General features: G+C 46.7%; 20 protein-coding genes and 1 pseudogene. 9 read left to right on the top strand and 12 right to left on the bottom strand.

The genetic code is table 11. From position 1 onward, the window contains the following. Positions 1–36: 36 nt before the first annotated feature. The 5 genes from nirB (at position 37) to cobA (ending at position 8,893) form a co-directional block, all read left to right on the top strand. Positions 37–2,352, top strand: a complete 2,316-nt coding sequence (gene nirB, locus G4P54_RS01875) for a nitrite reductase large subunit NirB (protein WP_167871605.1) — start codon at positions 37–39, stop codon at positions 2,350–2,352. Positions 2,353–2,358: 6 nt separating this feature from the next. Next, positions 2,359–4,491, top strand: coding sequence for an assimilatory nitrate reductase catalytic subunit NasC (gene nasC, locus G4P54_RS01870; RefSeq protein WP_167871604.1), 2,133 nt, complete (start codon positions 2,359–2,361; stop codon positions 4,489–4,491). Positions 4,492–4,611: 120 nt separating this feature from the next. Next, a complete protein-coding gene (gene nasD, locus G4P54_RS01865; protein ID WP_167871603.1) occupies positions 4,612–7,029 on the top strand; it encodes an NADPH-nitrite reductase in 2,418 nt (805 codons plus the stop codon). A 31-nt stretch (positions 7,030–7,060) separates the two neighbouring features. After that, positions 7,061–7,381 carry a nitrite reductase small subunit NirD gene (nirD, locus tag G4P54_RS01860; protein WP_167871602.1) on the top strand — a complete coding sequence of 107 codons (321 nt, stop codon included), beginning with the start codon at positions 7,061–7,063 and terminating at the stop codon, positions 7,379–7,381. A 60-nt stretch (positions 7,382–7,441) separates the two neighbouring features. Beyond that, a complete protein-coding gene (gene cobA, locus G4P54_RS01855) occupies positions 7,442–8,893 on the top strand; it encodes a uroporphyrinogen-III C-methyltransferase (protein ID WP_167871601.1) in 1,452 nt (483 codons plus the stop codon). Positions 8,894–8,922: 29 nt separating this feature from the next. Here the strand turns inward: cobA and ffoR are convergent, their stop codons facing one another. After that, positions 8,923–9,933 carry a ferredoxin--NADP(+) reductase gene (gene ffoR, locus G4P54_RS01850; protein WP_167871600.1) on the bottom strand — a complete coding sequence of 337 codons (1,011 nt, stop codon included), beginning with the start codon at positions 9,931–9,933 and terminating at the stop codon, positions 8,923–8,925. A 166-nt stretch (positions 9,934–10,099) separates the two neighbouring features. On the opposite strand from ffoR, the gene G4P54_RS01845 reads away from it, so the two are divergent. From G4P54_RS01845 to G4P54_RS01835, 3 genes are all read left to right on the top strand, one after another. Then, a complete protein-coding gene (locus G4P54_RS01845) occupies positions 10,100–10,951 on the top strand; it encodes an alpha/beta fold hydrolase (RefSeq protein ID WP_167871599.1) in 852 nt (283 codons plus the stop codon). Between the two features lie 96 nt (positions 10,952–11,047). Then, positions 11,048–11,932 carry a permease gene (locus tag G4P54_RS01840; RefSeq protein ID WP_081719899.1) on the top strand — a complete coding sequence of 295 codons (885 nt, stop codon included), beginning with the start codon at positions 11,048–11,050 and terminating at the stop codon, positions 11,930–11,932. Between the two features lie 4 nt (positions 11,933–11,936). Continuing rightward, positions 11,937–12,794, top strand: a complete 858-nt coding sequence (locus G4P54_RS01835) for a TIGR03943 family putative permease subunit (protein ID WP_167871598.1) — start codon at positions 11,937–11,939, stop codon at positions 12,792–12,794. A gap of 26 nt (positions 12,795–12,820) precedes the next feature. On the opposite strand, the gene putR is transcribed toward G4P54_RS01835, so the two are convergent. The 7 genes from putR to G4P54_RS01800 form a co-directional block, all read right to left on the bottom strand. Beyond that, positions 12,821–14,056 (bottom strand): proline utilization transcriptional regulator PutR, encoded by a 1,236-nt coding sequence (gene putR, locus G4P54_RS01830; protein WP_024715506.1) that lies wholly within the window; start codon positions 14,054–14,056, stop codon positions 12,821–12,823. A gap of 152 nt (positions 14,057–14,208) precedes the next feature. Further along, the gene (putP, locus tag G4P54_RS01825) at positions 14,209–15,663 is read right to left on the bottom strand and encodes a sodium/proline symporter PutP (protein ID WP_167873800.1); all 1,455 of its coding nucleotides are present in this window, start codon (positions 15,661–15,663) and stop codon (positions 14,209–14,211) included. Between the two features lie 93 nt (positions 15,664–15,756). Next, positions 15,757–17,304, bottom strand: coding sequence for an L-glutamate gamma-semialdehyde dehydrogenase (gene pruA, locus G4P54_RS01820; RefSeq protein ID WP_167871597.1), 1,548 nt, complete (start codon positions 17,302–17,304; stop codon positions 15,757–15,759). A 16-nt stretch (positions 17,305–17,320) separates the two neighbouring features. After that, a complete protein-coding gene (gene putB, locus G4P54_RS01815) occupies positions 17,321–18,232 on the bottom strand; it encodes a proline dehydrogenase PutB (RefSeq protein ID WP_167873799.1) in 912 nt (303 codons plus the stop codon). A 189-nt stretch (positions 18,233–18,421) separates the two neighbouring features. After that, positions 18,422–19,204, bottom strand: a complete 783-nt coding sequence (locus tag G4P54_RS01810) for a nucleotidyltransferase domain-containing protein (RefSeq protein ID WP_167873798.1) — start codon at positions 19,202–19,204, stop codon at positions 18,422–18,424. 83 nt (positions 19,205–19,287) lie between these two features. Next, positions 19,288–20,244: a cephalosporin C deacetylase gene (gene cah / locus G4P54_RS01805; RefSeq protein ID WP_167871596.1), complete on the bottom strand. Its 957-nt coding sequence runs from the start codon at positions 20,242–20,244 to the stop codon at positions 19,288–19,290. 71 nt (positions 20,245–20,315) lie between these two features. Continuing rightward, entirely contained in the window at positions 20,316–21,290 is a 975-nt protein-coding gene (locus G4P54_RS01800) for a LysR family transcriptional regulator (RefSeq protein WP_167871595.1), read from the bottom strand. Positions 21,291–21,408: 118 nt separating this feature from the next. On the opposite strand from G4P54_RS01800, the pseudogene G4P54_RS01795 reads away from it, so the two are divergent. Beyond that, a pseudogene (locus G4P54_RS01795) lies at positions 21,409–22,169 on the top strand (class I SAM-dependent methyltransferase). Positions 22,170–22,226: 57 nt separating this feature from the next. Here the strand turns inward: G4P54_RS01795 and G4P54_RS01790 are convergent. The 4 genes from G4P54_RS01790 to G4P54_RS01775 form a co-directional block, all read right to left on the bottom strand. Further along, positions 22,227–23,377, bottom strand: a protein-coding gene (locus G4P54_RS01790; protein ID WP_167871594.1) for an IS3 family transposase whose coding sequence is annotated in 2 segments (ribosomal slippage) — positions 22,227–23,104 and positions 23,104–23,377 — 1,152 coding nt in all. Because the reading frame shifts where the segments join, the coding sequence is not laid out codon by codon here. A gap of 109 nt (positions 23,378–23,486) precedes the next feature. Beyond that, on the bottom strand, positions 23,487–24,047 hold the full coding sequence (locus tag G4P54_RS01785; protein ID WP_024715514.1) for a shikimate kinase: 561 nt from the start codon (positions 24,045–24,047) through the stop codon (positions 23,487–23,489). A 250-nt stretch (positions 24,048–24,297) separates the two neighbouring features. Continuing rightward, on the bottom strand, positions 24,298–25,116 hold the full coding sequence (nadE, locus tag G4P54_RS01780; protein WP_167871593.1) for an NAD(+) synthase: 819 nt from the start codon (positions 25,114–25,116) through the stop codon (positions 24,298–24,300). A gap of 132 nt (positions 25,117–25,248) precedes the next feature. Continuing rightward, on the bottom strand, positions 25,249–25,845 hold the full coding sequence (locus G4P54_RS01775) for a DUF1989 domain-containing protein (RefSeq protein WP_167871592.1): 597 nt from the start codon (positions 25,843–25,845) through the stop codon (positions 25,249–25,251). Between the last annotated feature and the right edge of the window lie 97 nt (positions 25,846–25,942).

Raw genomic sequence — 25,942 nt, 5'->3', positions numbered from 1 at the left:
GATAACCTACAAGCTGCATCAAAGGAGGTTTGGTACATGAAGAAACAAAGATTGGTATTAGCAGGAAACGGAATGGCGGGAATCCGCTGTATTGAAGAAATATTGAAGCTGAATCGCCAAATGTTCGAGATTGTTATTTTTGGAAGTGAACCGCATCCAAACTACAATCGTATTCTCTTATCCTCAGTATTGCAGGGAGAGACGTCACTCGATGACATCACACTGAACAGCAAGGAATGGTACGCCGCAAACGGAATTACCCTTTACACGGGCGAAACGGTTGTTCACATTGATACAGATCGGCAGCGGGTCATTACAGATCGCAAACGGACCCTGCCTTATGACACATTCATTGTCGCAACAGGCTCCTCCCCTCATATTCTCCCCATCCCCGGGGCCGACAAAGAAGGCGTCTACGGATTTCGAACGATAGAAGACTGCCAAGCGCTGATGAGCATGGCCAAACACAATCAAAAGGCAGCGGTGATCGGAGCCGGTTTATTAGGACTGGAAGCCGCAGTCGGTTTACAGCATCTCGGCATGGATGTCAGCGTCATTCACCATTCTGCCGGCATTATGCAAAAACAGCTCGATCAAACGGCATCGCGGCTGCTGCAGGCGGATCTGGAACGGAAAGGCCTAACCTTTCATTTGGAGAAAGACACTGTATCCATTTCTGGAACCGCTCAGCCAGACGGAATCCAATTTAAGGACGGAACTTCACTGAAGGCAGACTTGATTGTGATGGCGGCTGGTGTGAGGCCGAATATTGAATTGGCTGTTTCATCGGGAATCGCAGTCAACCGCGGGATCATCGTGAACGACTGCATGCAGACGAGCGAACCGAATGTCTATGCCGTCGGCGAATGCGCTGAACATAACGGAACAGTATACGGTTTGGTATCGCCGCTTTATGAGCAGGGAAAAGTGCTCGCCAAACATATTTGCGGTGTGCCATGTGAGGGATATCAAGGCTCGGCACCATTTGCAGCGTTAAAAATAGCTGGAATTGATGTGTGGTCGGCCGGAAAGGTTCATGAGGATGATCGCACAACGAGCATCAGCATCCGCGATGAACAAGCAGGTATTTATAAAAAAGCACTCTTTGAGGATGACAAACTGGCCGGCGTTATTTTATACGGAGACACACGTGACAAGCGGCGGTTTCTCGACAGCCTGCTCACACAAAGAGACATCTCGATCGTGAAAAAGCAGCTGTTTGCACCGGAGAAAACGGATACATCTTTTAAATCTATGCCTTTAAGTGAAACGATTTGCCAATGCAACTCAGTGACGAAAGGCGCGATCGAGGAAGCGGTGCATACGAAAGACTTAACAACTGTCGAGGAAGTCAAGCACTGCACCAAAGCATCCGGCTCCTGCGGCGGATGCAAGCCGCTCGTTGAAGACCTCTTGAGGTACATGAGCAGCGGCGAATATACAGAACCCGCCGGCACACCTTCGTTTTGCGGCTGTACTGATTTTACGGAAGACGACATCATTGCTGAGCTTCAGCGAAAGCCATTCACTACTCCTGCAGAAGTGATGAACCAGCTTGGCTGGAAAACGAAAAACGGCTGCGGCAAATGTGTGCCGGCGATTCAATACTACTTAGAAATGCTGTACCCCGGTTTTATTCAGCCTGAGCCAGCCGCTGAAGACACATGCACCCTCATTCCGCAAATGTACGGCGGGCGCACAAACGCGGAACAGCTAAGAAACATCGCCGACATCATCGAGACATACAGCATCCCTGACGCATCCATCACTCACAGCCAAAGACTGAAGCTTTCCGGGATTAGGCCTGCGGATCTCCCGCACATCAAAAATGACCTGAAAATACCCGCTTACTCAAACAAACACCGCCGCACGCTGCAAAGTGTCAGAGCTTGTACATGCGGACAAAACCGATCGATCCAGAAGCTGGCAGCCCAAATCGAAAGACATCTTGAGATGCTTTCCATGCCTGCTTGCATATCTATCAGCTTATCATGTGAAGCAGACTGCACCGCTGCCGCCCTACAAGATGTCGGGGCGATTCGGACGCCAGCCGGCTGGGACATCTACATCGGCGGCGTCCGGAGAACTCATGCCCGTTCCGGAGCTCTGTTTTGCGTGACAGACACCGCAGAAAGCACTGCCCGCATGATCAAGGGACTGATCCAGTATTATCGGGAAACCGCTCATTACGAGGAAGCTGTACATCAGTGGATGGACCGTGTCGGGATCGTGAATATCAGAGAAGTTCTATTTGAAGAGGATCTAAGGACACATCTGCTGGAAAACCTCAAAACAGACCTGTCACTGATTCAAAAACTGCCCCTAAAAACAGGCGCACATAAGAAAGGATGAGGCATTTTGACTGAACGGCTGCTTAGATATTTTCATGAGAAACAGCAAAACATCCAATCAGAAAAAACATATGACACCCAATGCCCGTTTTGCAGCATGCAGTGCAAAATGCAGCTTGTGGAACAAACCACCGTCACACGAAAAAAGTACACTGCGATCGGGATTGATAATCCTACGACACAGGGCCGGTTATGCATGAAAGGCATGAACGCCCACCAGCATGCTCTGAACTCCTCCCGCATCACCCGCCCGCTGCTGAAGAAAAACGGCGAATTTATGCCTGTTTCCTGGGAAGAAGCACTAAATCATATCAAAAACCAAGTGACAATGATTCAAAACGAACACGGACATGACGCTATGGCTGTATACGGAAGCGCCTCAATTACGAATGAAGAGGCGTATTTGTTAGGGAAGTTCGCACGGGTAGGCTTACAGACAAAATACATCGACTACAACGGGAGGCTTTGTATGTCCGCCGCAGCAACCGCAGCCAACCAAACATTCGGCGCGGACAGAGGCTTGACGAATCCCTTATCAGACATTCCCCACACCCGTGTGATCATTCTGGCCGGCACTAATATTGCGGAATGCCAGCCTACGATTATGCCGTATGTTGAAAATGCGAAAGAAAACGGAGCTTATATCATCGCCATTGATCCGCGTGAAACAGCGACAACGAAAATCGCCGATCTTCATCTCAAAATCAAACCCGGCACAGACGCCGCCCTTGCCAACGGTCTCGTCAAAATCATCATCGACGAACAGCTTGCGGACGAGGATTTCATTCAATCACGAACAAATGGATACGAAGAGCTGAAGCGGCATACGGACACGCTGAGCCTGGAGGATATCGCCGAACAGACGAGTATCCCGCTGGCACACATGCAAAAGGCCGCTGTGAAGTTTGCCAAGGAAACGTCAGGCATGCTGTTTACTGCCCGCGGGATTGAACAGCAAACCGATGGAACAGCGGCTGTGAAAGGCTTCTTAAACATGGTGCTGATCACCGGAAAAATCGGCAAACCTTACTCGGGCTACGGAGCGATCACTGGACAAGGCAACGGGCAAGGCGCAAGAGAGCATGGCCAAAAAGCCGATCAGCTTCCGGGCTACCGATCTATTGAAAACGAACAGCACCGGGCACATATTGCAAAAGTGTGGGGAGTCCATCAGGACGATCTGCCGCGAAAAGGTGTCTCAGCCTATGAAATGATGGAAAACATCAATGACGGCGATATTAAAGGACTGTTCCTCATGTGCTCCAACCCCGTTGTCTCCAGCCCAAACGCGAATCTTGTGAAAAAAGCTTTACGAAAACTAAGGTTCTTTGTCGCGATCGATTTGTTTATTTCTGAGACTGCGAAACTCGCCGATGTGATTTTGCCGGCCTCCTCTTATTTAGAAGATGAGGGCACCATGACAAATATCGAAGGCCGCGTGACATTAAGGGAAGCAAGCCGGCCGTGTCCCGGTGAAGCAAAGCATGATTGGCAGATCATTTGTGAGATCGCAGCTGCTCTCGGGAAAGGCCGGTATTTTTCTTACTCGTCAGCAGAGGATATTTTTAATGAATTGAGAGAAGCGAGCAGAGGCGGGATTGCCGATTATTCAGGCATCACATATGACAGGCTCAGACGTGAAGGCGGCATTCATTGGCCATGTCCGGAACCTGATCACCCCGGAACAGGACGCTTGTTTGCGGACTCATTTACACATCCGGACCAAAAAGCGGCATTAAGTGTGATTCCAAACGAACCGGCAGTCCCAAAAGAGAAGCCGACATCCGATTACCCCCTTTATTTAACAACAGGCCGGGTCATGTCTCACTACTTAACAGGCGTCCAAACGAGAAAAAGCGCCGCCCTTGCCGCGAGACATTTTGAATCGTTTATGGAAATCCATCCGCAAACAGCGGCATCCTTAAATATTGAAGACCGTGTACTGGTAAAAATCGAATCCCCTCGGGGAAGCATCATTGTCCGCAGCAAATTATCAGAACAAATCAGAAAAGACACCGTATTTGTTCCCATCCACTGGGCAGAGGCTCAAAATGTGAATGATTTAATCGGAGAAGCCTTAGATCCAGCTTGTAAAATGCCCGGTTTTAAGGTGTGCGCCGTGAGAATCAGCCCTATTTGATTTTTTCATAAAAATTTTAGAACTTTTTGTATATTTCGTTACATTTTATAACATGTATCTTAAATATTACTTTTCGCCATGCTATGCTGAAAAAAACATTGATAAGGAGCGGATCATCTGATGGGAAAAAAACAGCTAGTTCTTGTTGGAAATGGAATGGCCGGGGTAAGGGCCATTGAAGAGATACTGAGTGTTGCAAAAGACGAGTTTCAGATCACAATTTTTGGTGCCGAACCGCATCCCAATTACAACCGAATCCTTTTATCAAAAGTACTTCAAGGCGATACAGATATTAAAGATATTACGTTAAACGATTGGGACTGGTACGAGGAAAACAATATTCAATTGTACACAAATGAAACAGTCATCAAAGTGGACGCAGAAAACAAAACGGTCATTACAGACGCAGACAGAATCCAGCCATACGACGAATTGATCCTGGCGACAGGCTCTGTCCCTTTTATCCTTCCGATTCCGGGCGCAGACAAAAAAGGCGTCACGGCTTTCCGGGATATAAAAGATACAGACACGATGCTCGCCGCGTCAAAACAATATAAAAAAGCAGCCGTCATCGGCGGAGGACTGCTTGGTTTGGAAGCCGCTCGCGGACTGCTGAATCTCGGCATGGATGTGTCTGTCATTCACCTCGCCCCATACCTGATGGAACGCCAGCTTGATCCAACTGCAGGGCGCCTGCTGCAAAACGAGTTAGAAAAACAAGGGATGACCTTTTTACTTGAAAAGCAAACCGAAGAAATTGTCGGTGATGACCGTGTTGAAGGCCTTCGTTTCAAAGACGGCACAAGCATTGAAGCTGATTTAGTCGTCATGGCTATCGGCATCCGCCCGAATACGCAGCTTGGCATAGAAAGCGGCATTCCGGTCAACCGCGGAATCATTGTCAACGACTATATGCAAACTGAAATCCCGCACATTTATGCGGTCGGCGAATGCGCAGAACACCGGGGGATTGCATACGGGCTCGTGGCACCGCTCTATGAACAGGCAAAAGTGCTGGCGAAGCATATGTGCGGCATCGAAACAAAACCGTATGAAGGCTCCGTTCTCTCCACTCAGTTAAAGGTATCGGGCGTCGAGGTTTTCTCTGCCGGGGACTTTGATGAATCAGAGGACAAAAAAGCGATTAAAGTATTCGATGAGCAGGACGGCATCTATAAAAAAATTGTCCTGAGAGACAACAAAATTGTCGGTGCTGTTTTATTCGGCGACAGCAGCGAGGGCAACCGCCTGTTTTCTATGATTCAAAAAGAAGCCGATATTTCTGAAACCTCAAAAGTATCAATCTTACAGCCGCTCAACCAAGAAGCAGGCACAAGCATTACCGCAGTGATGAGCGACGATGAAATCATCTGCGGCTGCAACGGCGTGTCAAAAGGCGACATTATTCAAGCCATTCAGGAAAAGGGCTGCTCGTCAACGGACGAGATCAAAGCATGCACCGGTGCATCCCGTTCATGCGGAGGCTGTAAGCCGCTCGTAGAAGAAATCCTCCAGTATACGCTCGGATCGGACTTTACTGCGTCAGCGCAAAAAGAAGTGATTTGCGGCTGCACCACATTGTCGAGAGATGAAGTCGTAGAAGAAATCAAAGCCAAAGGGCTGTCACATACAAGAGAAATCATGAACGTGCTCGGCTGGAAAACGCCAGAAGGCTGTTCCAAATGCCGTCCGGCTCTGAACTACTACTTAGGCATGATCAATCCAACCAAATACGAGGATGAACGGACATCCCGCTTTGTTAATGAACGAATGCACGCCAATATTCAAAAAGACGGAACATACTCAGTCGTTCCCCGGATGTACGGCGGCGTGACCAACTCCGCAGATTTGCGCAAAATTGCCGATGTTGTCGACAAATATGAAATCCCGCTCGTGAAAATGACAGGCGGCCAGCGAATTGATCTCATCGGCGTGAAAAAAGAAGACCTTCCGAAGGTTTGGGAAGATCTTGATATGCCGTCAGGATACGCGTACGGAAAGACACTCCGGACAGTAAAAACGTGTGTAGGCGAGCAATTCTGCCGTTTCGGCACGCAAGACTCCATGGCACTTGGCATTGAGCTTGAGAAAAAATTCGAAGGGCTGAACACGCCTCACAAAGTCAAAATGGCCGTGTCTGCCTGCCCGCGGAACTGTGCGGAATCCGGCATTAAAGACCTTGGCGTTGTCGGCATCGACGGAGGCTGGGAGCTCTATGTCGGCGGAAACGGCGGAACCCATTTGCGCGCCGGTGACTTGCTGATGAAGGTGAAAACAAATGAAGAAGTGTTAGAATACGCAGGCGCTTATCTGCAATATTACCGGGAAACCGCAAACTATCTGGAACGGACATCCGCATGGCTTGAGCGCGTCGGTTTATCCCATGTCCAATCCGTATTAAACGATCCGGAAAAGCGGCAGGAGCTGAACGATCGAATGAATGAAACACTCTCTGTCCACAAGGATCCATGGAAGAGCTTTTTGGAAGATAAGCAAACCTCTAAAGAATTATTTGAAAATGTCGTGACCACATCATAATGGCAAAAACAAACATTGAGGAGGAACGGACATGGTGAACAAAGACGTAACAAAAGTATGGATCGGAAAAATTGAAGAATTGCCTGAACAATTAGGTAAAACAGTGTATATTGAAGATAAGGAGCTCGCGGTTTTCAAGCTTTCAAACGGAAGCGTCCGCGCCATCGAAAACCGTTGTCCGCATAAGGGCGGCGTTCTGGCTGAGGGTATCGTCAGCGGCGAATATGTTTTCTGCCCGATGCACGACTGGAAAATCTCCTTAAAAGACGGAATCGTCCAAGAACCTGATCACGGATGCGTTAAAACATACGAAACGCTGATCGAAGGAGAACATGTTTACCTCGTATATTGATCAAAAGACCGGATCACTTTTCAAGTGATCCTTCATTTTTTACAGTGACGGAAGGATGACATGATCATGAAGAACGGAATCGTATATTTCGTGGGAGCCGGTCCCGGCGATCCAGGGCTGCTCACCATCAAAGGAAAACAGGCGCTGGAGGAAGCAGATGTGGTTTTATATGACCGTCTCGCCAACCCGAAGCTGCTCGAATTTGCATCACCGGATTGCCGGTTTATTTATTGCGGAAAACTGCCAGACCGCCATTTTATGAAACAAAGAGACATTAACGCCCTGCTGGTTGAAAAAGCAGCACAGGGATTAACCGTCGTCCGTTTAAAAGGCGGAGATCCGAGCGTTTTCGGAAGAGTCGGCGAGGAAGCAGAAGCTCTGCATGAGCACGGCATCCGCTATGAAATGGTGCCGGGCATCACCTCTGGAATTGCAGCGCCGCTATATGCGGGAATCCCCGTCACACATCGGGATTTCGCGTCGTCTTTTGCGATGATTACGGCGCATGATAAATCATTAAAAGGCACGCCGAACCTTGATTGGGAAGGGCTTGCGCGAGGCGTTCAAACCCTTGTCTTTTACATGGGCGTCAAGAATTTGTCCTATATTTGCCAGCAGCTCATCACGTACGGAAAATCGCCTTCCGCCCCTGTCATTGTGGTCCAATGGGGTACATGGGGCCGCCAGCGGAGTGTGAAAGGCACACTTGAAAACATTCAGCAAAAAGTTCAGGAACACCAGATTACAAACCCTGCGATTATCGTCATCGGAGATATCGTCAACTTTCAGACACACAGCTGGTTTGAAAGCAAACCACTCATCGGCCAGCACTTGATGGTTGTCACTCATGGCGAAGATGAAGACCCGCTTGCAGACAAGCTGCGTGCATCCGGTGCCGATGTCATCGAATGGCCGAAGTGGCGGACTGAGCGCATGCCTGCCAATGAAGAGATCCTTCGAAAGATCGGCACATTTGAAGACATTTTTTTCACCTCGCGCCGTGCGGTTTGTGAATTTTTCCAAGCGCTGGCTTCCAAGAAAGTCGATATCCGCCAGCTGACAGCCCGACTGAGCGCGGCATCTGAGCATGCAGAAACGGAGCTTGAAAAACGAGGTTTTCTAATCTCCGCCCCTCAGCCTGTTTCAGAAAAAACGCTGGTTGTCGGGAGCCGCCATTCCGTGAAAGACACGCAGAAGCATAAGTCCTGTTCGTTTTATATGACCCATGAAAACGTCATTGATGACCGGTTCACCCACATGATTCAGCGAACCATCAGTGAATCTCCGCTGCACATGATCATTTGCCCAAGTAAGTCGTCTGTTCAGCAATTGATCAGCACAGGCGAACAAATTGGCATTTTGCCGGAACCGTCAGCGAACCACCCTCCTATCGTCTGCATAGGCGATGACACAGCTGCCAGCGCCTATGGATTCACAGCGGTCCAAGAGCTGGATGAATTGTTTGCTTTCATTCAGAATCAACAGGCGGAAAAAAAGCTCGTTCACAGCTGATTTGGGCAGCCCTTTCCTTAAGGGCTGTTTTATTTATGCACCAATTTTTTGTGATGGGTTGAATACATCGCCATATTCTCGGCCTTAGGATCTACATACGCCTTCGCGCTGTTGACCGCTGTCGGGCCTTCCGTAAAGCCGCCGGCAATCAATCTCAGCTTGCTTTCATAAAAAGCCGCGTCCCCCGCCACAAACACGCCCGGAAGATTCGTCCGCATATGTCTGTCCGCTTTCACCCTGCCTTCTTCAATCTCCAGCCCCCACTCCTTCATCGGCCCGAGATCAATTTTGAACCCATGATTAATGATCAGCTCGTCAACCTCTAAATCTTCTCTTTGACCAGACACGGTATGGCAAACAGTCACGCTTTGGATGCGTTCCTCATCACCGCGCAGCTGCTCTAAGCGATAAGGAGTGAGCACCCGCACTGCTGAACGCTTCATTTTCGTCACGCTGCTTTCCATTCCGCCGAATTCCTCACGCCGATGAACAACAGTCACAGACGCCGCAATCGGCTCCAGCTCATTGGCCCAATCGACCGCAGTATCTCCGCCGCCTGATATGACGACCCGCTTGCCTTTAAACGCATCAAGCTTTTCCACTCCATAATGAAGATTCTTGCCCGCGTACCGGGTTGCATCCTCACTGTCAAACTCATTGACCTCAAGCGTTCCCATACCGCAAGCCAAAATCACGGTTCTTGTGTAATGCTTTTCTCCTTTAGAACCCGTCAGCACAATAGTGCCGTCACTCAAGCGTTCAAATCCGGCCACTCGCTGATTCAGCACGATGTCAGGATCAAACGTCGCCGCCTGCTCCTTTAACTGCTCGATCAGCTGCTTTCCCGCAATTCCCGGAATTCCGCCGATATCGCGAATGATTTTCTCAGGAAAAAATAAAGACACCTTCCCTCCGAGCCGCGGCAAAAACTCGATTACTTTCGTTTTCAGCTCCCGCATCCCGCAGTAAAAAGCCGTAAACAGCCCGATCGGCCCCCCGCCTATAATCGTAACGTCATATATCTCGTGATTTTCAGCCATCCGTCCTGCCTCCCGTACACATCTATATCAATATTTTAATTGAGAATGAATATCAATAAAAAGTATATCATATTTCGCGTGCCCTTGTTTATTCAATTCCTCTCCTTGTGATCAATTGCTGAAAACTCTATAATAGGCAAAAAACAAATGGGAGAAACAGGATGAAATGAAAAGACAAGTCAAAACGATCACATTCGAAGGACATACACTAGAATATTCTGTTACAGGCAAAGGAGCCCCCATTCTTGTCATGCATGGCGGCCATTCAAATTGTTACGAGGAATTCGGGTACACGGCGCTGATTGAGCAAGGGTATTCCATTATCACGCCTTCAAGACCCGGATATGGACGAACGTCAAAAGAGATTGGAAAAAGCCTTGCCAACGCCTGCCGTTTCTATGCGAAGCTGATAGATCATTTACAAATTGACAAGGTCCATGTGATTGCCATCTCCGCAGGAGGACCGAGCGGCATATGCTTTGCCTCTCATTATCCGGAACGGGTTCACACTTTGACCCTGCAATCCGCGGTCACTAAGGAATGGCTCACTCCCAAAGACCCGGAATACAAAACCGGACGAATCCTCTTTGGACCGCCTGTGGAAAAATGGATATGGAAGCTGATTTCCGCTTTGAATAACGCATTTCCGCGTCTGATGTTTCAAGCCTTGAGCCCGCAATTCAGCACACTTTCGTTTCAGCGAATCAAGTCACTGATGGATGAAAAAGACATAGAAGCATTCCGAAAAATGAACAGCCGGCAGCGATCACGTGAAGGATTTCTAATTGATTTGACGCAAACTGCTGCCTTTTCAGACGAGCTGCAGGCCATCTCATGTCCTGTATTGATTATGCAGAGCGTTTATGATGGATTGGTCAACTTGTCACATGCACATCATGCAAAGGAACACATTCCTGATGCCTCCCTCTGTATGCTTCACTCATGGGGGCACCTGATTTGGCTCGGAAAAGAAGCGGCTGAAACAGATAGAATCCTACTCGAATTTTTGGAATCCTAAACAAAGTGAAACAATCCTTTCTCCTCCTCCGTCAAACAAGCGGTGTCTTTTTTCTGGTAACATGAGAGGCAGCTTAACATGAGCGGAGGTTTTATTGTGACAGCACAATCATCTTTTCTTCAGCTGAATTCTATTTTTATCAGCATTTTAATAGAAGCCATTCCGTTTATTCTGATTGGCGTCATACTTTCCGGAATCATACAAATGTTTGTTTCTGAAGAAATGATTGCGAGAATCATGCCGAAAAACCGATTTCTCGCCGTTTTATTCGGTGCGCTGGCCGGGATTTTGTTTCCCGCCTGCGAATGCGGCATCATCCCGATTACGAGGCGGCTTCTGTTAAAGGGGGTTCCTCTCCACGCGGGCGTTGCTTTCATGCTGACTGCGCCTATCATTAACCCTATCGTCTTATTTTCTACTTTTATTGCGTTCGGAAACAGGTGGAGCGCAGTCTTTTACAGGGGCGGACTGGCGCTCGCCGTTTCGGTGATCATCGGGATCATCCTATCCTATCAATTTAAGGATAATCAGCTGTTAAAACCTGATGAACCCGGGCACCACCACCATCATCATCACACCCTACTTCAAAAGCTGGGCGGAACCTTGCGCCATGCCATTGATGAATTTTTCTCCGTGGGGAAATATTTAATCATCGGCGCCTTTATCGCAGCCGCGATGCAGACGTATGTCAAAACATCCACTCTGCTTGCGATCGGGCAGAATGATGTATCCTCTTCCCTCGTGATGATGGGTCTGGCATTTGTCTTGTCGCTTTGTTCAGAAGTCGATGCGTTCATCGCGTCTTCCTTCAGCAGCACATTTTCATTAGGATCTTTAATCGCTTTTCTCGTCTTTGGCGCGATGGTGGATATTAAGAATCTATTGATGATGCTTGCGGCCTTCAAAAAACGATTTGTTTTCCTGCTGATTACGTACATTGTCGTGCTCGTCTTAGCAGGATCACTACTGGTAAAGGGGTGATTGGATGTTTCGTTTATTGGTGCTGATGGGGTTTACGTTTTTCTTTTATCATCTGCATGCCTCAGGAAATCTAACAAAATATATCAATATGAAATACGCCTATCTTTCCTTTATTGCGATCTTCTTGCTGGCCATTCTGACAGCCGTTCAAGCGTATGTATTTATCAAGTCGCCTGAAAAAGGCGGGCATCAACACGATCATGATTGCGGGTGCGGCCATGATCACGAGCATGACCATGAGCAAAACAAGCCATTTTATCAGCGCTATTTGATTTATGTTGTGTTTCTTTTTCCTTTGGTGTCGGGAATCTTCTTCCCGATTGCGACGCTCGACTCGTCCATTGTCAAAACAAAAGGGTTCTCGTTTAAGGCGATGGAGAGCGGCGATCATTATTCCCAGACACAGTATTTGCGGCCTGATGCTAGCCTTTATTACGCGCAAGACAGCTATGATAAACAGATGAAACAGCTGTTTAACAAGTATTCCGGCAGGAAAGAGATTTCTCTGACCGATGATGATTTCCTAAAAGGAATGGAAACCATTTATAACTATCCGGGTGAATTTCTCGGACGAACGATTGAGTTTCATGGATTTGCGTACAAAGGAAACGCGATTAATAAAAATCAGTTCTTTGTGTTGAGGTTTGGCATCATTCACTGTATCGCTGATTCCGGCGTTTACGGGATGCTTGTGGAGTTTCCGAAGGACATGAACATCAAGGACGATGAATGGATTCAGATCAAGGGCACTCTGGCCTCAGAATATTATCAGCCTTTCAAATCAACGCTCCCTGTTGTGAAAGTAACTGACTGGAAAACCATTAAAAAGCCTGATGATCCGTACGTTTACAGAGGATTTTGAAACCAGTACAAGTACTGGTTTCTTTTTTATTTCTTTTTCATCAGCATCAAATCAAGATAGAGCTGACATCGCGTTCTGAAATCACTTAAATCGATCGATGTCATTTCAGTAATCTGTTTGATGCGGTAATTCAATGTATTTTGGTGAATAAACAGCTGTTCCGCGGCTGGTTTTGTTTTGCAGTTGTTGAGGAGATAGATTTCCAGTGTTTTCAAAAGCTCGGTGCTGCTTTCTTCGTCTTTCGCTTTTAATAAAGCCAAATCCTTATTTTCGTATTCTAAAAGTTCATTTTTCTGTTCAATGCTTTCTAAATAGCGGTAAATGCCGAGTTTGGCATATTCATATGGGATGTTTTCCTGATTGCCGGTGATTTCGGCGGCTTTGATGACTTCTAGTGCTTCTGTGTAGCTTTTGCCAAGCTTTAAAAGGTGATCATATTCGTTTCCGATACCGATATAAATAGGTGTAGGTATTTTTTGAAAGTGAAAATGTGTTAGCAGCTTGTTAATAAATTCAGAAGCTGCCGAGGAGACGGAGCTTTTTTGGGAAAAACTCGCTACGACGATGACAATATTGGATTCGATCGTTAAGACATGACTGACTTTATCCCGTAAATTCAGGTACGACCTGATATTTTCCTTTAAATCCTCAACCGCTTCCCCATCCCCATTCGCGGCGTGCAGGATGACAACTGAAAACATGGAAGGCAGCACGGTGTTGATTCTTTCAGCTTCCCGTCTGAGTTCCTTCTCAGAAATGAACTGCTGATAGATCGCCCGTTTGATGAGATCTTCCGCTTTTTCTTCTTTTTCCTGTTTCAGCTTGTTCGTTTTATAAATGATTTTCCCGACGTGGAAGGACGTTTCATACAAAAAGTCGAGCTCTTCTTTCGTCAGATTTTGGTCCAGCTCCTGAATCCAGATGTAGCCCATGACTTCCCCTTTGTGCTTCGCACTCACGACCACCCTCTGGTTTAGCCCAATGCTTTCAATTTTATTGACACGAAAAGGCTCAGGCTCTGTTTTCAGTTTTTCAATGATTCCGTCTTTCAAAAACCTCTCAAAAATCTGGACCGGACATTTTTTCGAAAAAATAGTCTGCTGATTGGCAGAATCAAAATGGTTAATATAGTAAGAATTATAGGCTAACAAAAAGAAATCCGCGCTTTCCAGTATTACTGGTTTTTGCAGTTCATAGCTGATAAAATCAATCAGCTTATCAACATCTGAAAATGAAAAAACTCTCTCTAAAAGCTCTTCCATACCTTTTTCTCCTATACTTTTTTTACTTTAATCATATCCATACGGGGTCTATTTGTATAGAAAAAAATACGTTTGTTTCCAAAAGACAAAAACACTCGCTTAAAAGGAGAAAAGAGGAAAAGGGACAGCCCCCTTCCTCCTCCTTTCAATCTTTATTGTGACATTGTATCTTGGTAGTCGTTGAACTGATCTGTGACAGCTTGTGACGGAGCCTGCGTCAATACGCTGACGACAAAAACAGATAATAGACTCGCAGCAAACCCAGGTATCATTTCATACAGAAAGTCCGAAAGACCGGCATTCGCCCAAATGATTACAGTTGCTGCTCCCACAATCATGCCGGCGAGTGCCCCCCATTTGGTCATTCGTTTCCAAAACAGACTGAGCAGTACAACCGGCCCGAATGAAGCGCCGAAGCCCGCCCACGCGTAGCTGACTAATCCAAGGATCGTATTGTTTTTCTCCCAAGCCAGCACCAACGCGATGATTGAAACAGCCAGAACAGCCAAACGGCCTAAAAACACTAGCTCTTTATCAGAAGCCGAACGTCTGAACATCGACTTATACAAATCTTCTACCAGAGAGCTTGATGTCACAAGCAGCTGGGAAGAAATTGTACTCATAATCGCGGCCAAAATAGCCGAAATCAGAAAACCGGTAATAATCGGATGGAACAAAATATTTCCTAATTGAATAAAAATCGTCTCAGGGTCCTTCAGTGTCATACCCCGCTGATGGTAATAAGCGATTCCGCCCAAACCGGTCAGCACGGCGCCGACTGCCGACAAAACCATCCAGCCCATTCCGATTCTGCGCGCTCTTTTGATCTCTTTGACAGACGTGATCGCCATAAAACGCACAATGATATGCGGCTGGCCAAAGTAGCCCAACCCCCAGGCAAACAAAGAAATAATGCCAAGGACGCTCGTTCCTTTAAAAATATTAAACATATCTGGATCAACAGAGCGGATTTCAGCAACTGTATCACTTGTCCCTCCCGTGTGGAAAAACGTAACGATCGGCACAAGAATGAGTGCGGCAAACATAATAATTCCCTGAACAAAATCTGTCCAGCTGACAGCCAAAAAGCCGCCAAACAGGGTATATGCCACAACAACACCAGTCACAACCCACAATCCGGTGTGATAATCCATCCCCAAAATACTGTTGAATAAAACACCGCCGGATACCATTCCGGACGATACATAAAATGTGAAGAAGACTAAAATGACAATCCCCGAAAACAGTCTGAGAAGCTTCGTTTGATCTCCGAAGCGATTTTCAAGGAATCCGGGAATTGTAATGGAATTCCCCGCTTTTTCAGTATAGGTTCTCAGCCGCGGCGCAACGTAGAGCCAGTTTGCCCACGCTCCAAGACAAAGTCCGAACACAATCCAAACTCCGCTCAGACCCGTTGAAAACATCGCGCCCGGAAGCCCCATCAGCAGCCAGCCGCTCATATCGGCGGCACCCGCACTGAGAGCGGTTACAGCTGGACCTAAGGAACGTCCTCCCAGCATGTAATCCGTCAGATTCGACGTACGCTTGTAAGCAAAGTAGCCGATCAGCAGCATCCCCGCCATATAAATACAAATCGAAATAATCAGCTGTGTGTTTTCTATGGCACTTCCTCCTCTTTTTTATAGTTTTATGGATGAAATGGACACCCTCCGCAGGGAGGATGCCCATTTAGTCCCGCTTTAGAACATTTCACTAATTGTTTTTGCCTGCATGTGCAGTGCCAAGTAATCCGGTCCGCCCGCTTTTGAATCTGTTCCGGACATTTTGAAGCCGCCAAACGGATGGTAGCCGACGATAGCGCCTGTACAATTGCGGTTGAAGTACAGGTTTCCGACATGGAATTCCTGTTTCGCACGCTCAATGTGCTTGCGGTTGTTTGTGATCACCGCGCCTGTCAGACCATATTCAGTATTGTTTGCCACTTCTAAAGCTTCATCAAAGTTTGACACTTTAGAAAATGCCACGACAGGTCCGAAAATTTCTTCCTGCATGAGTCTTGCTTTCGGATCAAGGTCAGCGAAAATCGTCGGTTTGATGAAGTATCCTTTCGAATCGTCACCAGTACCGCCGCTTACTAAACGGCCTTCCTGTTTTCCGATTTCAATATAGCTCATAATTTTATCATAAGAACCTTGGTCAATGACAGGTCCCATATAAACATCTGCGCTGTCAGGTTTTGCTGTTACTTTTGATTCCGTAATTTCAATGACACGCTCCAATACTCGATCGTACACTTTTTCATGGACAACTGCACGTGAACCTGCAGAGCATTTTTGTCCCGCGAAGCCGAATGCTGATGTAAAGATGGATTGAGCCGCCAATTCAATGTCCGCGTCCTCATCGACAACAACCGTATCTTTACCGCCCATTTCAGCGATGACACGCTTTAAGTGCTGCTGGCCCGGCTGAACTTTCGCCGCGCGTTCGAAGATTCTCGTACCAACTTCTCTTGACCCCGTAAATGTGATCAGGCTTGTTTTCGGGTGGTCAACAAGGTAGTCGCCGACTTCCGCTCCGCTGCCGGGAACAAAGTTGACGACACCTTTCGGCAGACCGGACTCTTCAAGAACCTCAACAAATTTCGCAGCGATCACAGGTGTAGCGCTCGCAGGTTTCAGAACGACTGTGTTTCCAGTAACGATCGGCGCCACTGTTGTTCCCGCCATGATCGCGAACAAGAAGTTCCACGGAGGAATGACGACTGTTACACCAGTCGGCGTGTACACATATTGGTTTTTCTCGCCTTCACGGCTGTTGACCGGTTTGCCTTTTGCCAGTTCGATCATTTGGCGGGCATAGTACTCCATAAAATCGATCGCTTCAGCCGTATCAGCATCCGCCTCGTTCCATGGCTTTCCTGCTTCTTTTACAAGCAAAGCGGAGAATTCATGTTTTCTTTTGCGGACTTTGGCAGCAGCGCGGAACAGGACAGCCGCTCTTTCTTCAGGAGACGTGTATCTCCATTCTTCGAATGCGTTCGCAGCCGCTTCAATCGCTTGCTCAGCGTGCTCTTGGGAAGCTTTTGACACTCTGCCGACGACCTCTTCTTTATCAGCCGGATTGATCGAAACGATTTTCGCTTCTGTTTCCACTCTCTCGCCGTTAATGACAAGCGGGTAGTCTTTTCCTAAATATTCGCTTACTGTCGCAAGCGCTTTTTTAAACGCTTCTACGTTGTTTTGGTCTTGGAAATTTGTGAATGGCTCGTGTTTGTAAGGTGTTGTCATGATAATCTCTCCTTTTTTACTTCTTTGTCATTCCTTTGAAAGCAAATGCAATGTTTGACGGACGTTCTGCAAGGCGTCTCATAAAGTAGCCGTACCAATCTTCGCCGTATGGCAGGTAGACTCTCATGTTATAACCTTCTTTTACGAGGCTGAGCTGGGTTTGCGACCGCATGCCGTACAGCATCTGAAATTCAAACATGTCATTGGCAATGCCATGTTCCTTGGCAAGCTGTTTTGTATAGTCGATCATTTTGTCGTCATGTGTGGCAATCGCTGTGTAGTGGCCGTTTAAGAGCTGCTTTCGGATGATTTTTTTGTAATTGTCATCGACATCGCTTTTCTCCGGGAAAGCTACTTTTTCTGATTCTTTATAAGCTCCTTTTACAAGGCGAAGGAACGGGTTTAAAGAATCCAAATCGTCAATGTCTTTTTCCGTCCGGTACAGATAGGCTTGCAGCACTGTGCTCACATGCTCGTATTTTTTTCTGAAATCTTTGAAAATATCGAGCGTTTTCTGGCATCTGACTTCATCTTCCATATCAATGGTGACCATGATGTTATGCTTCTCAGCCGTCTGAAGGATTTTCGTCATATTTTCATACACCAGATCCATATCGATATCCAAACCCAGAGACGTCATTTTTAAAGAAACGTGTGAGTTCAGCTGCTGATCCGCAATGGTCGCAATGGTTTGAATGCACTCTTCCGTACGCTCCCGCGCGACCTCGGCGCTGTTCACAAACTCGCCTAAATGATCGACAGTAACTGACAAGCCTTGGCTGTTAAGCTGTCGAATGGTCGGGATTGAACTGTTAAAATCATTCCCGCCGATAATTTTACCCGCTGCTACCCGGCTTCCCCAGTTCTTCGCCATTTTATTGAGAAAGCCGCTTTTGGATAAAAATAAGAAAAAATCTCTTGTGATCACTTCCAACCTCAACACCCCGCAATCTAAGAAGTATTTGTATGAGTTTATTGTAAATGGACAAAACCATCGTTCACAATATTCTCAAAATACAAAGATTCTGATAATTTTTGTGGGTTTGCCACAATCAGATGGTTAGAAAGTCGGGGGACATTCTGTCGAATAAAGGAGAAAAGGAAGCGACAAAAATCATCAGCTTCCTCCATTCTTCCACACTTCTTCAACTGTATTCAAAAGCAAACGATTCAATTCAGGTGTCATATCCTTTTGTTCTGCTTTCAGCATTTTTGCCGCTTCCATGATTCTGTCGATTTCCGTTTCAATGAATTCGTGAATGACATGAATTCTTGCCTCGAGATCAAGCTCTTCGCCTCTTCTTTTCCGCTCAAGCAAGGTTTTCATTTCTGCCTTCAGTTCAGGGTCAGTCACAAGTTCATTCATTAAAACCGTAAAGTCCATAGGCGGAATGGTTCCGTGCTTTTCAATCCATTTGCAGGCCAAAATAGGCCGGAGCACGTAGAAATACTTTTTGATTTTGACCTCTTGCCCTTGAAGGTAATCCTTGACGTTCCTTCTCGCCATGTTGATATAGTGATAGACGCTTGCTTCAGGCTTAAATGCTTCCATCCGCAGTTTTCTTAACTGCTCTGCGGTCGTAAATGCTTCGTAATACACAATGTCAGAGGACAGCCATTCAAGGAGCGGCGGGTTGGACTTTTTAAAGAGGCGCAGCGTCTTTCTCAGCTCCCAGCCGCTGACATCCAGCAAATCGTGAATCGGTTCCTCAATGACATCCCGCTCCTGTTCAATCGAAAAATACCACTCCTTTTTCGGCACATAAATAAAGCGGACATCGTAATCACTGTCCTGCGAGGGAAATCCCCATGCGCGGCTTCCTGACTCAACGGCATATACGATTTTGACTCCGTATGACTGCTCAATCCGTTTTAATTCATCAATGATTCTTTGTTTCATATCTATTCGTCTCCAGTCTGTTCTCATTCCGGCAATTTGCAGAAAAAAACCGCCTGATGAAGCACGGCGGCTTTTCACGTTTATCAGCCTTTAAGATGCTGCTTAAAGAAAGCGAGTTTTTCCGTTTGAAAGGCAGGAATATACTCATGCCCAAAGTAGCGGTACACCTTAAGCTCTTTTTCTGTCTCCAAATGGTTGTAGGCGGCAAACACGGTGGACGGCGGCGTAACCTTGTCAATCAGACCGATCGACATCAGGACAGGCACTTTCACACGGTCAGCGAGATTCATAATATCGAAATATGAAAGTGTCTTCATCGCCTGCACCTCTGTTTCCGGGCTGCCATTTCTTCTAAAGAAGGAATTGATTTCAAGGTACGGCTGTTCAAGCGCCACATCAATGGCCCGCTCAAAATTGCTTAAATAGGGATAATCGGCAACTGCGGATTTGGGAATGTTTGACAGAGCCGCCGCGGCAATGGTTAATCCCCCGCCTTGGCTTCCGCCTGTCACACCGATTCGTGTTTCGTCAACTTCGTCAAAGCTGCTGATCACTTCAAGCGCGCGTACGGCGTCCATATAAACGCCCCGGTAATAGTATGTATCTTTATCAAGAATGCCTTTTGTCATCCAGCCCAACGCGTGGCCGTGCGGAGAAATACTCGTATCCTCGCTGCTTTGCTGGCCGCGGACAAGCATTCCGAATGCGGCATATCCGTGAAGCGCCCAATTCACCATTTCATGAATCTCACCGTCATAGCTTGCGTTGTAACCGTGATATTTGACGATCGCCGGATGCGGGCCTTCCTTGTCAGGCACAGCGTACCATCCGGCAATGCGGGCGTTCCCGAAGCTTTTATAAGTGAGGCGGTACACCTTGACTCCATCAGCAGGATAATCAACCGGCTGTAAATCAGGTGATGCTTGGATTTTCGCAAGTTCGTCCAAAGACGATTTCCAAAACTCAGAAAAATCATTCGGAGTTGTTTTTTCAGGCTTATACGTTTGCAGTTGGTCGAGCGGCAGATCGAATAGTTGCATTTCCGATTATCCCCCTTTGTTTTATAAGATTTGATTTGTATTCTTATATTACCACGTTCCGAACCTATTTTCTAAATATTTTCACTTTTATTTTCCACACTGCCTTCATCAAACGTTTGTTTAAGACTTTCCCGGCTTAGTTCAATAAAGGACTGAGCTGTCAAACTGATATAGCGGTTCTTTAGAAATACAAAGACGAGGGTTCGTGATGGCGCGGATTGAATCGATAAATAGATCACAGCCGGATCTTTATCCCTTTTGACCATATTCGGCGCCATTGTCACACCTAAACCATTGGCCACAAGAGATTGGGCGGTTTCAATATGGCTCGTCTTAAAGGCTGCATTCGGCTTAAAGCCGCTTTCCGCACAGAGATCAAGCACCGTCCGTCGAAAACCGAATCCTTCTTTTAACAAAATAAATGGTACGTTCCTTACCAAATCAAGCGGCACGCACGGCCGCCGGCCCTCCTCGCCCTCCAGCGCTTTCTCAATCAGCGCGGCCATTTCCGGCGGCATCCATCGTTGTTTTTCCTTTGGCACTGCAAGGACAATCGGTTCCGTGAGCAAAGGTGTAATGGCGAGCCGCTCATCCTCGATTGGCAAGGATAAAACAGAAAGGTCAACCTCTCCCTTTGCCGTCATTTCCTCTAAAGAAACCGGATCTTTTTCAACAAGCTGAACCTCCACATGAGGATAACGCGCCAAAAACTGTTTCAGCAGCGGCGGAAAGAGGTACCTCCCCGTTACAGCAGGAATCCCAATGGAAAGCTTGTGCCCGATCCCCTGCGACCGCTCCTGCATCTCCCTGAGCAAGTCATCTCTGGAACGAATGATGTCCTCGGCTTTTTCAATGAACCGCCGGCCGTGGGGTGTCAGCGTAACAGAGCCGTGAGATCTGTGAAAAAGAGGAAGCCCCAGCTCAGCCTCAAGCTTTTTGATTTGCTGACTAAGAGATGGCTGAGCGATATGAAGATGCTCTGCCGCCTTTGTAAAACTTTGGCGCCGGGCGATTTCCGCTGCGTACTCCATCACTTTAATATCCATTTCAGCCTCCATAGGTTGAACCTATCGTTTTTATCATTTTTATATCTTGGACGAATCATAACAAAAATTGCTAACATAATCCATATCATCATTTGCAAAAAAAAAGGAGCTGGTCCAGATGACAAACGAAACACCGTTTTCTAAAAACGCCGAAATGTATCGGGATGAGAAAGTTTTTGCCGAGGGAGAAGATTTGGGGTTAATGATCAAAACGGCAGATTGCCGGTCAGAACATCGGGTGCTGGATATCGGAGCGGGCGCCGGCCATACTGCACTGGCATTTTCCCCATATGTACTGGAATGCGCAGGCATTGATGCGACGAAAGAGATGGTAGAGGTTGCGTCCTCCTTTGCGCAAGAAAAAGGAGCTGGAAACGTACGCTTCCAGCAAGGAACAGCAGAGTCTCTCCCCTTCCCCGACGATTCATTTGATATCATCACCTGCCGATACGCTGCCCACCATTTTTCAGATGTCCGTAAAGCCGTCAGCGAAGTGGCACGCGTGCTGAAAAAGAACGGCCGTTTCCTCTTGGTCGATCATTACGCGCCAGAAGCCCCGCTCTTGATGAGTTTGTCAATCACCTGAACCGGCTCCGAGACCCCTCCCACGTCCGGGAAAGCTCATTATCAGAATGGCAGGCGATGTTCGCCGCCAACCAGCTGGACTATCAGGACATCCAAAAGTGGAATTTGCCGATCCAATACGAAAGCTGGATCAAACGGGGCGGAACCCCGGCCGATCGGGAAAAACAGATTATCAGCCTTTTACATCAAGCATCAGAAAAAGCACGTGATACGTTCTGCGTCAAATTCACCCAAAACGGACATCCCGACTCCTTTTGCTTAAAAGCGATTTTGATACAAGGCATAAAACGATAAAAAAAGCCGTGCGCACGGGACTGACCCCCGTTTTTGAGACAGGGATCAAAACACCTTTTAAACAGCCAATTGCCGATAGTTTATCGGTGATTGGTTGTTTAGTTTAGTTTGGATACGAATATTGTTATAATAATGAATGTATTCTATGACAGTGCGTTCTACGATGGCGGTCGTAGTTCGATCAATGCTGTTAAGATAGAACGTTTCAGACTTTAGTGAGGAATGAAACGATTCGATGGAGGCATTATCAGCGGGCGTCCCTTTGCGGGACATGCTCATGGTAATGCCTTTTGTTTTAACAGCTTTTTGATACTCGTAAGATGTATACACAGAACCTTGGTCACTATGTAACACGCAGTTCTCAGGCAACATTGGCAGCTGATCAAGTGTGTCTAAGACAAAGGCTGTATCCTGCTTATCCCCAATCGTAAAAGCAATCACTTCTCCATTGTATAAATCCAATATACTGGAAAGGTACAATTGTTTCTGTCCATAAGGCAAATACGTAATGTCCGTTACTAGTTTTTCAAGAGGGCGATCAGACTGAAAGTTCCGATCCAATATATTATCGACCACGGCATATGGCTGCCCATCCTTCTTGCGCTTTTTCACCTTAACCCGGCACTGCCATTGATTTTTCTGCATAATACGTTGAACCGTTTTATGGTTAATATGCATACTCTTTTTTAGTATAGCTGTGATTTTTCGATATCCATATCGATACTTGTGCTCTCGGCACAACGTGCCGATTTGTTTTTCCAAATGGCGCTTGGGATGATCCTTCATCGGATTCTTCTTCCAGCGATAATAAGACGCTCGAGAGATACCTAAATGAATACAGATATCCTGTATGGTCATTGTGCTGTTCAATATTTCTACAAGTTCGACTGACGTTTCGCTATCAACTTCCTTTCCAATTCGTTGTACTTTTTTAAAACTTCATTCTGTTGTCTCAGGTAACGAATCTCTGCCTGCATTTTCTCTAATTCGGAAGAATACTCCGGACCTTTTCCGTAAGTGTATTGCTTTCCAACAGGCTGTTCGAATCGATGTGTATCCCCAGCCTTATGCCATCTAACCCATGTCTGAACCTGTGTCTTATTCTTAATATTCAACTCCTGCATGATCTCTTTCATAGGTACGCCTGCCAATCTCATTTCTACAGCCTTCTGTTTCACTTCAACCGGATAACTCACTCTTGTCCCCATAGAAAAAACACCTCCAAGTCTAATTTCGGATAACAATCATCCGTATTCAAACTTGAAGGTGTTTTTTATTTGTCTCATCTTATGGGGTCAGTCCCCACCGCACGGCTTTTTACATGGGCTGATAAAGATCCCAGCCGATTTTTAATGTCTCTACAATGTAATCGGCGACCTCTTCCGGGGAAAGGTTGTCTGTCGCCACTTTTGAATTGTGTTTGTCGTAAATGACTTTTCTTTCATTAAACAGCTGTTCCATTTCATCCATTGAACGGTTATGCAGCACCGGGCGGCTCTCGATCAATAGATTCGCGCGCTGCTTCCAGTTCTCCCAAGACAGATCCAAATGCAACACGAGACAGTTTTCCAGACAGCACGTTCTGATTTCCTCTTGTTTAAAAGACCCGCCGCCCAGAGACACGATCTTGAATCGTTTATGATGGCAGATGTCCAAGATATATTCCTTCTCCGTTTTCCGGAAAAAGTCTTCTCCCTTTTCCTCAAACATCTCAGGAATTGTCATGTTGAAATCTTTTTCGATCTCTTGATCAACATCAATAAAATCTCTATATAATTTCTTAGCGACCAATTGGCCGATTGTCGTTTTCCCCACACCCATGAATCCGATCAGGACGATATTTCTTTCTCTTACTGGGATGGCTCGTTTAGCGTTCATCTTCGGCGAAATCCTCCTAAGGAATGAAATTTTATATTCATTATATGCTTATTTAGCGAATATTTATATAGATACCGGCTTGTGTCCATTTCCGTTCAAACGTTTTTGCCTGAATGACATTCATTTTACAACATATCCGCAGGCATTTTAATACTTCGACGCAAAAAAGCATTAAAACAATATAGACAGCGCTTCATCATACCATCCCGCACATAACAAAAGCCCGCTCCGAGAGCGGGCTTTCTTCATTTTATTTCCACCAGTCATCAAACATAGATGCCGGAACCTGACGTTTATGCTCAGTTATGCTATAGCGTTTTTCCAGTGCTTCTGACACTTTCGCTGACACTTCTTTCCCTTCGAGATAATCATCAATTTCCTCGTAGGAAATGCCCAGCTCTGTTTCATCCGTCTGCTGCGGCTTTTCGTCGAGCAGATCGGCAGTTGGCTCTTTTAAGTATAAACGTTCCGGTGCGCCCAGCTCTTTCAGCAGGCTTCTTCCCTGGCGCTTCGTCAATCCAGTCAGCGGCAGGAGATCCGCTCCTCCATCACCGTACTTCGTAAAGAAACCGGTGACAGCCTCAGCTGCGTGGTCAGTGCCAATGACAAGAAGGCCTTCTTGTCCGCCGATCGCGTATTGAGCGATCATTCGCGTTCTTGCTTTTACGTTTCCTTTATTAAAGTCAGTCAGCTGATCACCCGTCTCCTGCTGATACTGATCAGAAAACGCGCTGACTGTCGACTTAATGTCAAACTTCCATGATTTATCCGGTTTAATGAACTTCAATGCAAGCTGGGCATCGTCTTCGTCCTGCTGTGTGCCGTGCGGAAGGCGTACCGCGATAAATTGAGCGTCTCCGCCCTCTTCGCGAATGCGCTCAGCCGCAAGCTGAGCCAGTCTTCCCGCAAGTGTGGAATCCTGTCCGCCGCTGATTCCCAATACAAAGCCTTTAGCACCGGTTTTCTTTACATATTGTTTTAAAAAATTGATTCGGTCCTCAATTTCTTGCTTTGGATCAATTGAGGGCTTCACATGTAATTCACGCATAATCTTTTCCTGCATGCTCATCCCAATCATTCCTCCTGTACAATTCGCTGTTTCTTATTTGATCATTTCCCGAAATTGATGAAAATGAATCATGACAATGATGTATCCCTATTAAATATAGCACAGGTCTTCATTCACAGTGAACAAGAGAGATCAGCTGATTTCCACCCGTATAGACGTGACACTTTCGCCATTGCACTTTCCTTTTTCAATCGGGCAGGAAGAAAACGCGACGATCAAATCCATTTCCGCCCGCAGCCTTACATAGTCCCCGGCATTCGAGAGCGGCGTTTCCACAGACAGGTTCCCTTTTTCATCAAGAACCGTGTTCATAAAAATCGCAAATGGGTAATGCATGTGGGGCTTTGGCACGCCAAACTGTTCAAGCGCACGGTTCATATTGTCATAGCACGTATCCTGGAATTCATCCTTTTGCTTGCCGTATAACAGCCTGTTCATATCAGGGCGGCAGGCGGGAAGCAGCAGATCATGCTTGCCGACCGTATCCTCGATCAGCGTCAGCATCGGTTTGTACAGATTAGAGTAGATATGGTCATTCACCTTTACGTTTATGGAATGATTGGCATCAATTGTCGCTCCCTGATCAAGATGCTCGTAAAAATCCTTGGCATGGTACGCGACAAAATCAGCCACCTGCTGCCCTTCAACGTCAACCACCTTCAAAATCTGCCCCTTTTTCAGCTTCAGTCCAAGCCCTTTTTTCGGCTCTACGATATATTGCTGTGCCATAGCTTTACTCCTTTTTTCATTAGTATGAGCGTTCGCCGCCTTCTCCATGTAAAAAGAGGCAAAAATCCGATGCATATAAGCTTCGGGCGGGTCACAA

It is taken from the genome of Bacillus tequilensis, from assembly GCF_012225885.1.
Taxonomy (GTDB): domain Bacteria; phylum Bacillota; class Bacilli; order Bacillales; family Bacillaceae; genus Bacillus; species Bacillus tequilensis.
This window is presented reverse-complemented; position numbering and strand designations above follow the sequence as displayed.

Bases quoted from the DNA above. Each gene is read 5' to 3' on its own strand.
- cobA (WP_167871601.1), top strand. From the start codon at position 7,442: ATGATCATGAAGAACGGAATCGTATATTTCGTGGGAGCCGGTCCCGGC.
- G4P54_RS01800 (WP_167871595.1), bottom strand. From the start codon at position 21,290: ATGGATATTAAAGTGATGGAGTACGCAGCGGAAATCGCCCGGCGCCAA.
- nadE (WP_167871593.1), bottom strand. From the start codon at position 25,116: ATGAGCATGCAGGAAAAGATTATGCGTGAATTACATGTGAAGCCCTCA.
- G4P54_RS01775 (WP_167871592.1), bottom strand. From the start codon at position 25,845: ATGGCACAGCAATATATCGTAGAGCCGAAAAAAGGGCTTGGACTGAAG.
- G4P54_RS01785 (WP_024715514.1), bottom strand. From the start codon at position 24,047: ATGAACGCTAAACGAGCCATCCCAGTAAGAGAAAGAAATATCGTCCTG.
- pruA (WP_167871597.1), bottom strand. From the start codon at position 17,304: ATGACAACACCTTACAAACACGAGCCATTCACAAATTTCCAAGACCAA.
- nirB (WP_167871605.1), top strand. From the start codon at position 37: ATGAAGAAACAAAGATTGGTATTAGCAGGAAACGGAATGGCGGGAATC.
- ffoR (WP_167871600.1), bottom strand. From the start codon at position 9,933: ATGGCTGAAAATCACGAGATATATGACGTTACGATTATAGGCGGGGGG.
- G4P54_RS01835 (WP_167871598.1), top strand. From the start codon at position 11,937: ATGTTTCGTTTATTGGTGCTGATGGGGTTTACGTTTTTCTTTTATCAT.
- putR (WP_024715506.1), bottom strand. From the start codon at position 14,056: ATGGAAGAGCTTTTAGAGAGAGTTTTTTCATTTTCAGATGTTGATAAG.
- cah (WP_167871596.1), bottom strand. From the start codon at position 20,244: ATGCAACTATTCGATCTGCCGCTCGACCAACTGCAAACGTATAAGCCT.
- G4P54_RS01810 (WP_167873798.1), bottom strand. From the start codon at position 19,204: ATGAAACAAAGAATCATTGATGAATTAAAACGGATTGAGCAGTCATAC.
- nasD (WP_167871603.1), top strand. From the start codon at position 4,612: ATGGGAAAAAAACAGCTAGTTCTTGTTGGAAATGGAATGGCCGGGGTA.
- G4P54_RS01845 (WP_167871599.1), top strand. From the start codon at position 10,100: ATGAAAAGACAAGTCAAAACGATCACATTCGAAGGACATACACTAGAA.
- nirD (WP_167871602.1), top strand. From the start codon at position 7,061: ATGGTGAACAAAGACGTAACAAAAGTATGGATCGGAAAAATTGAAGAA.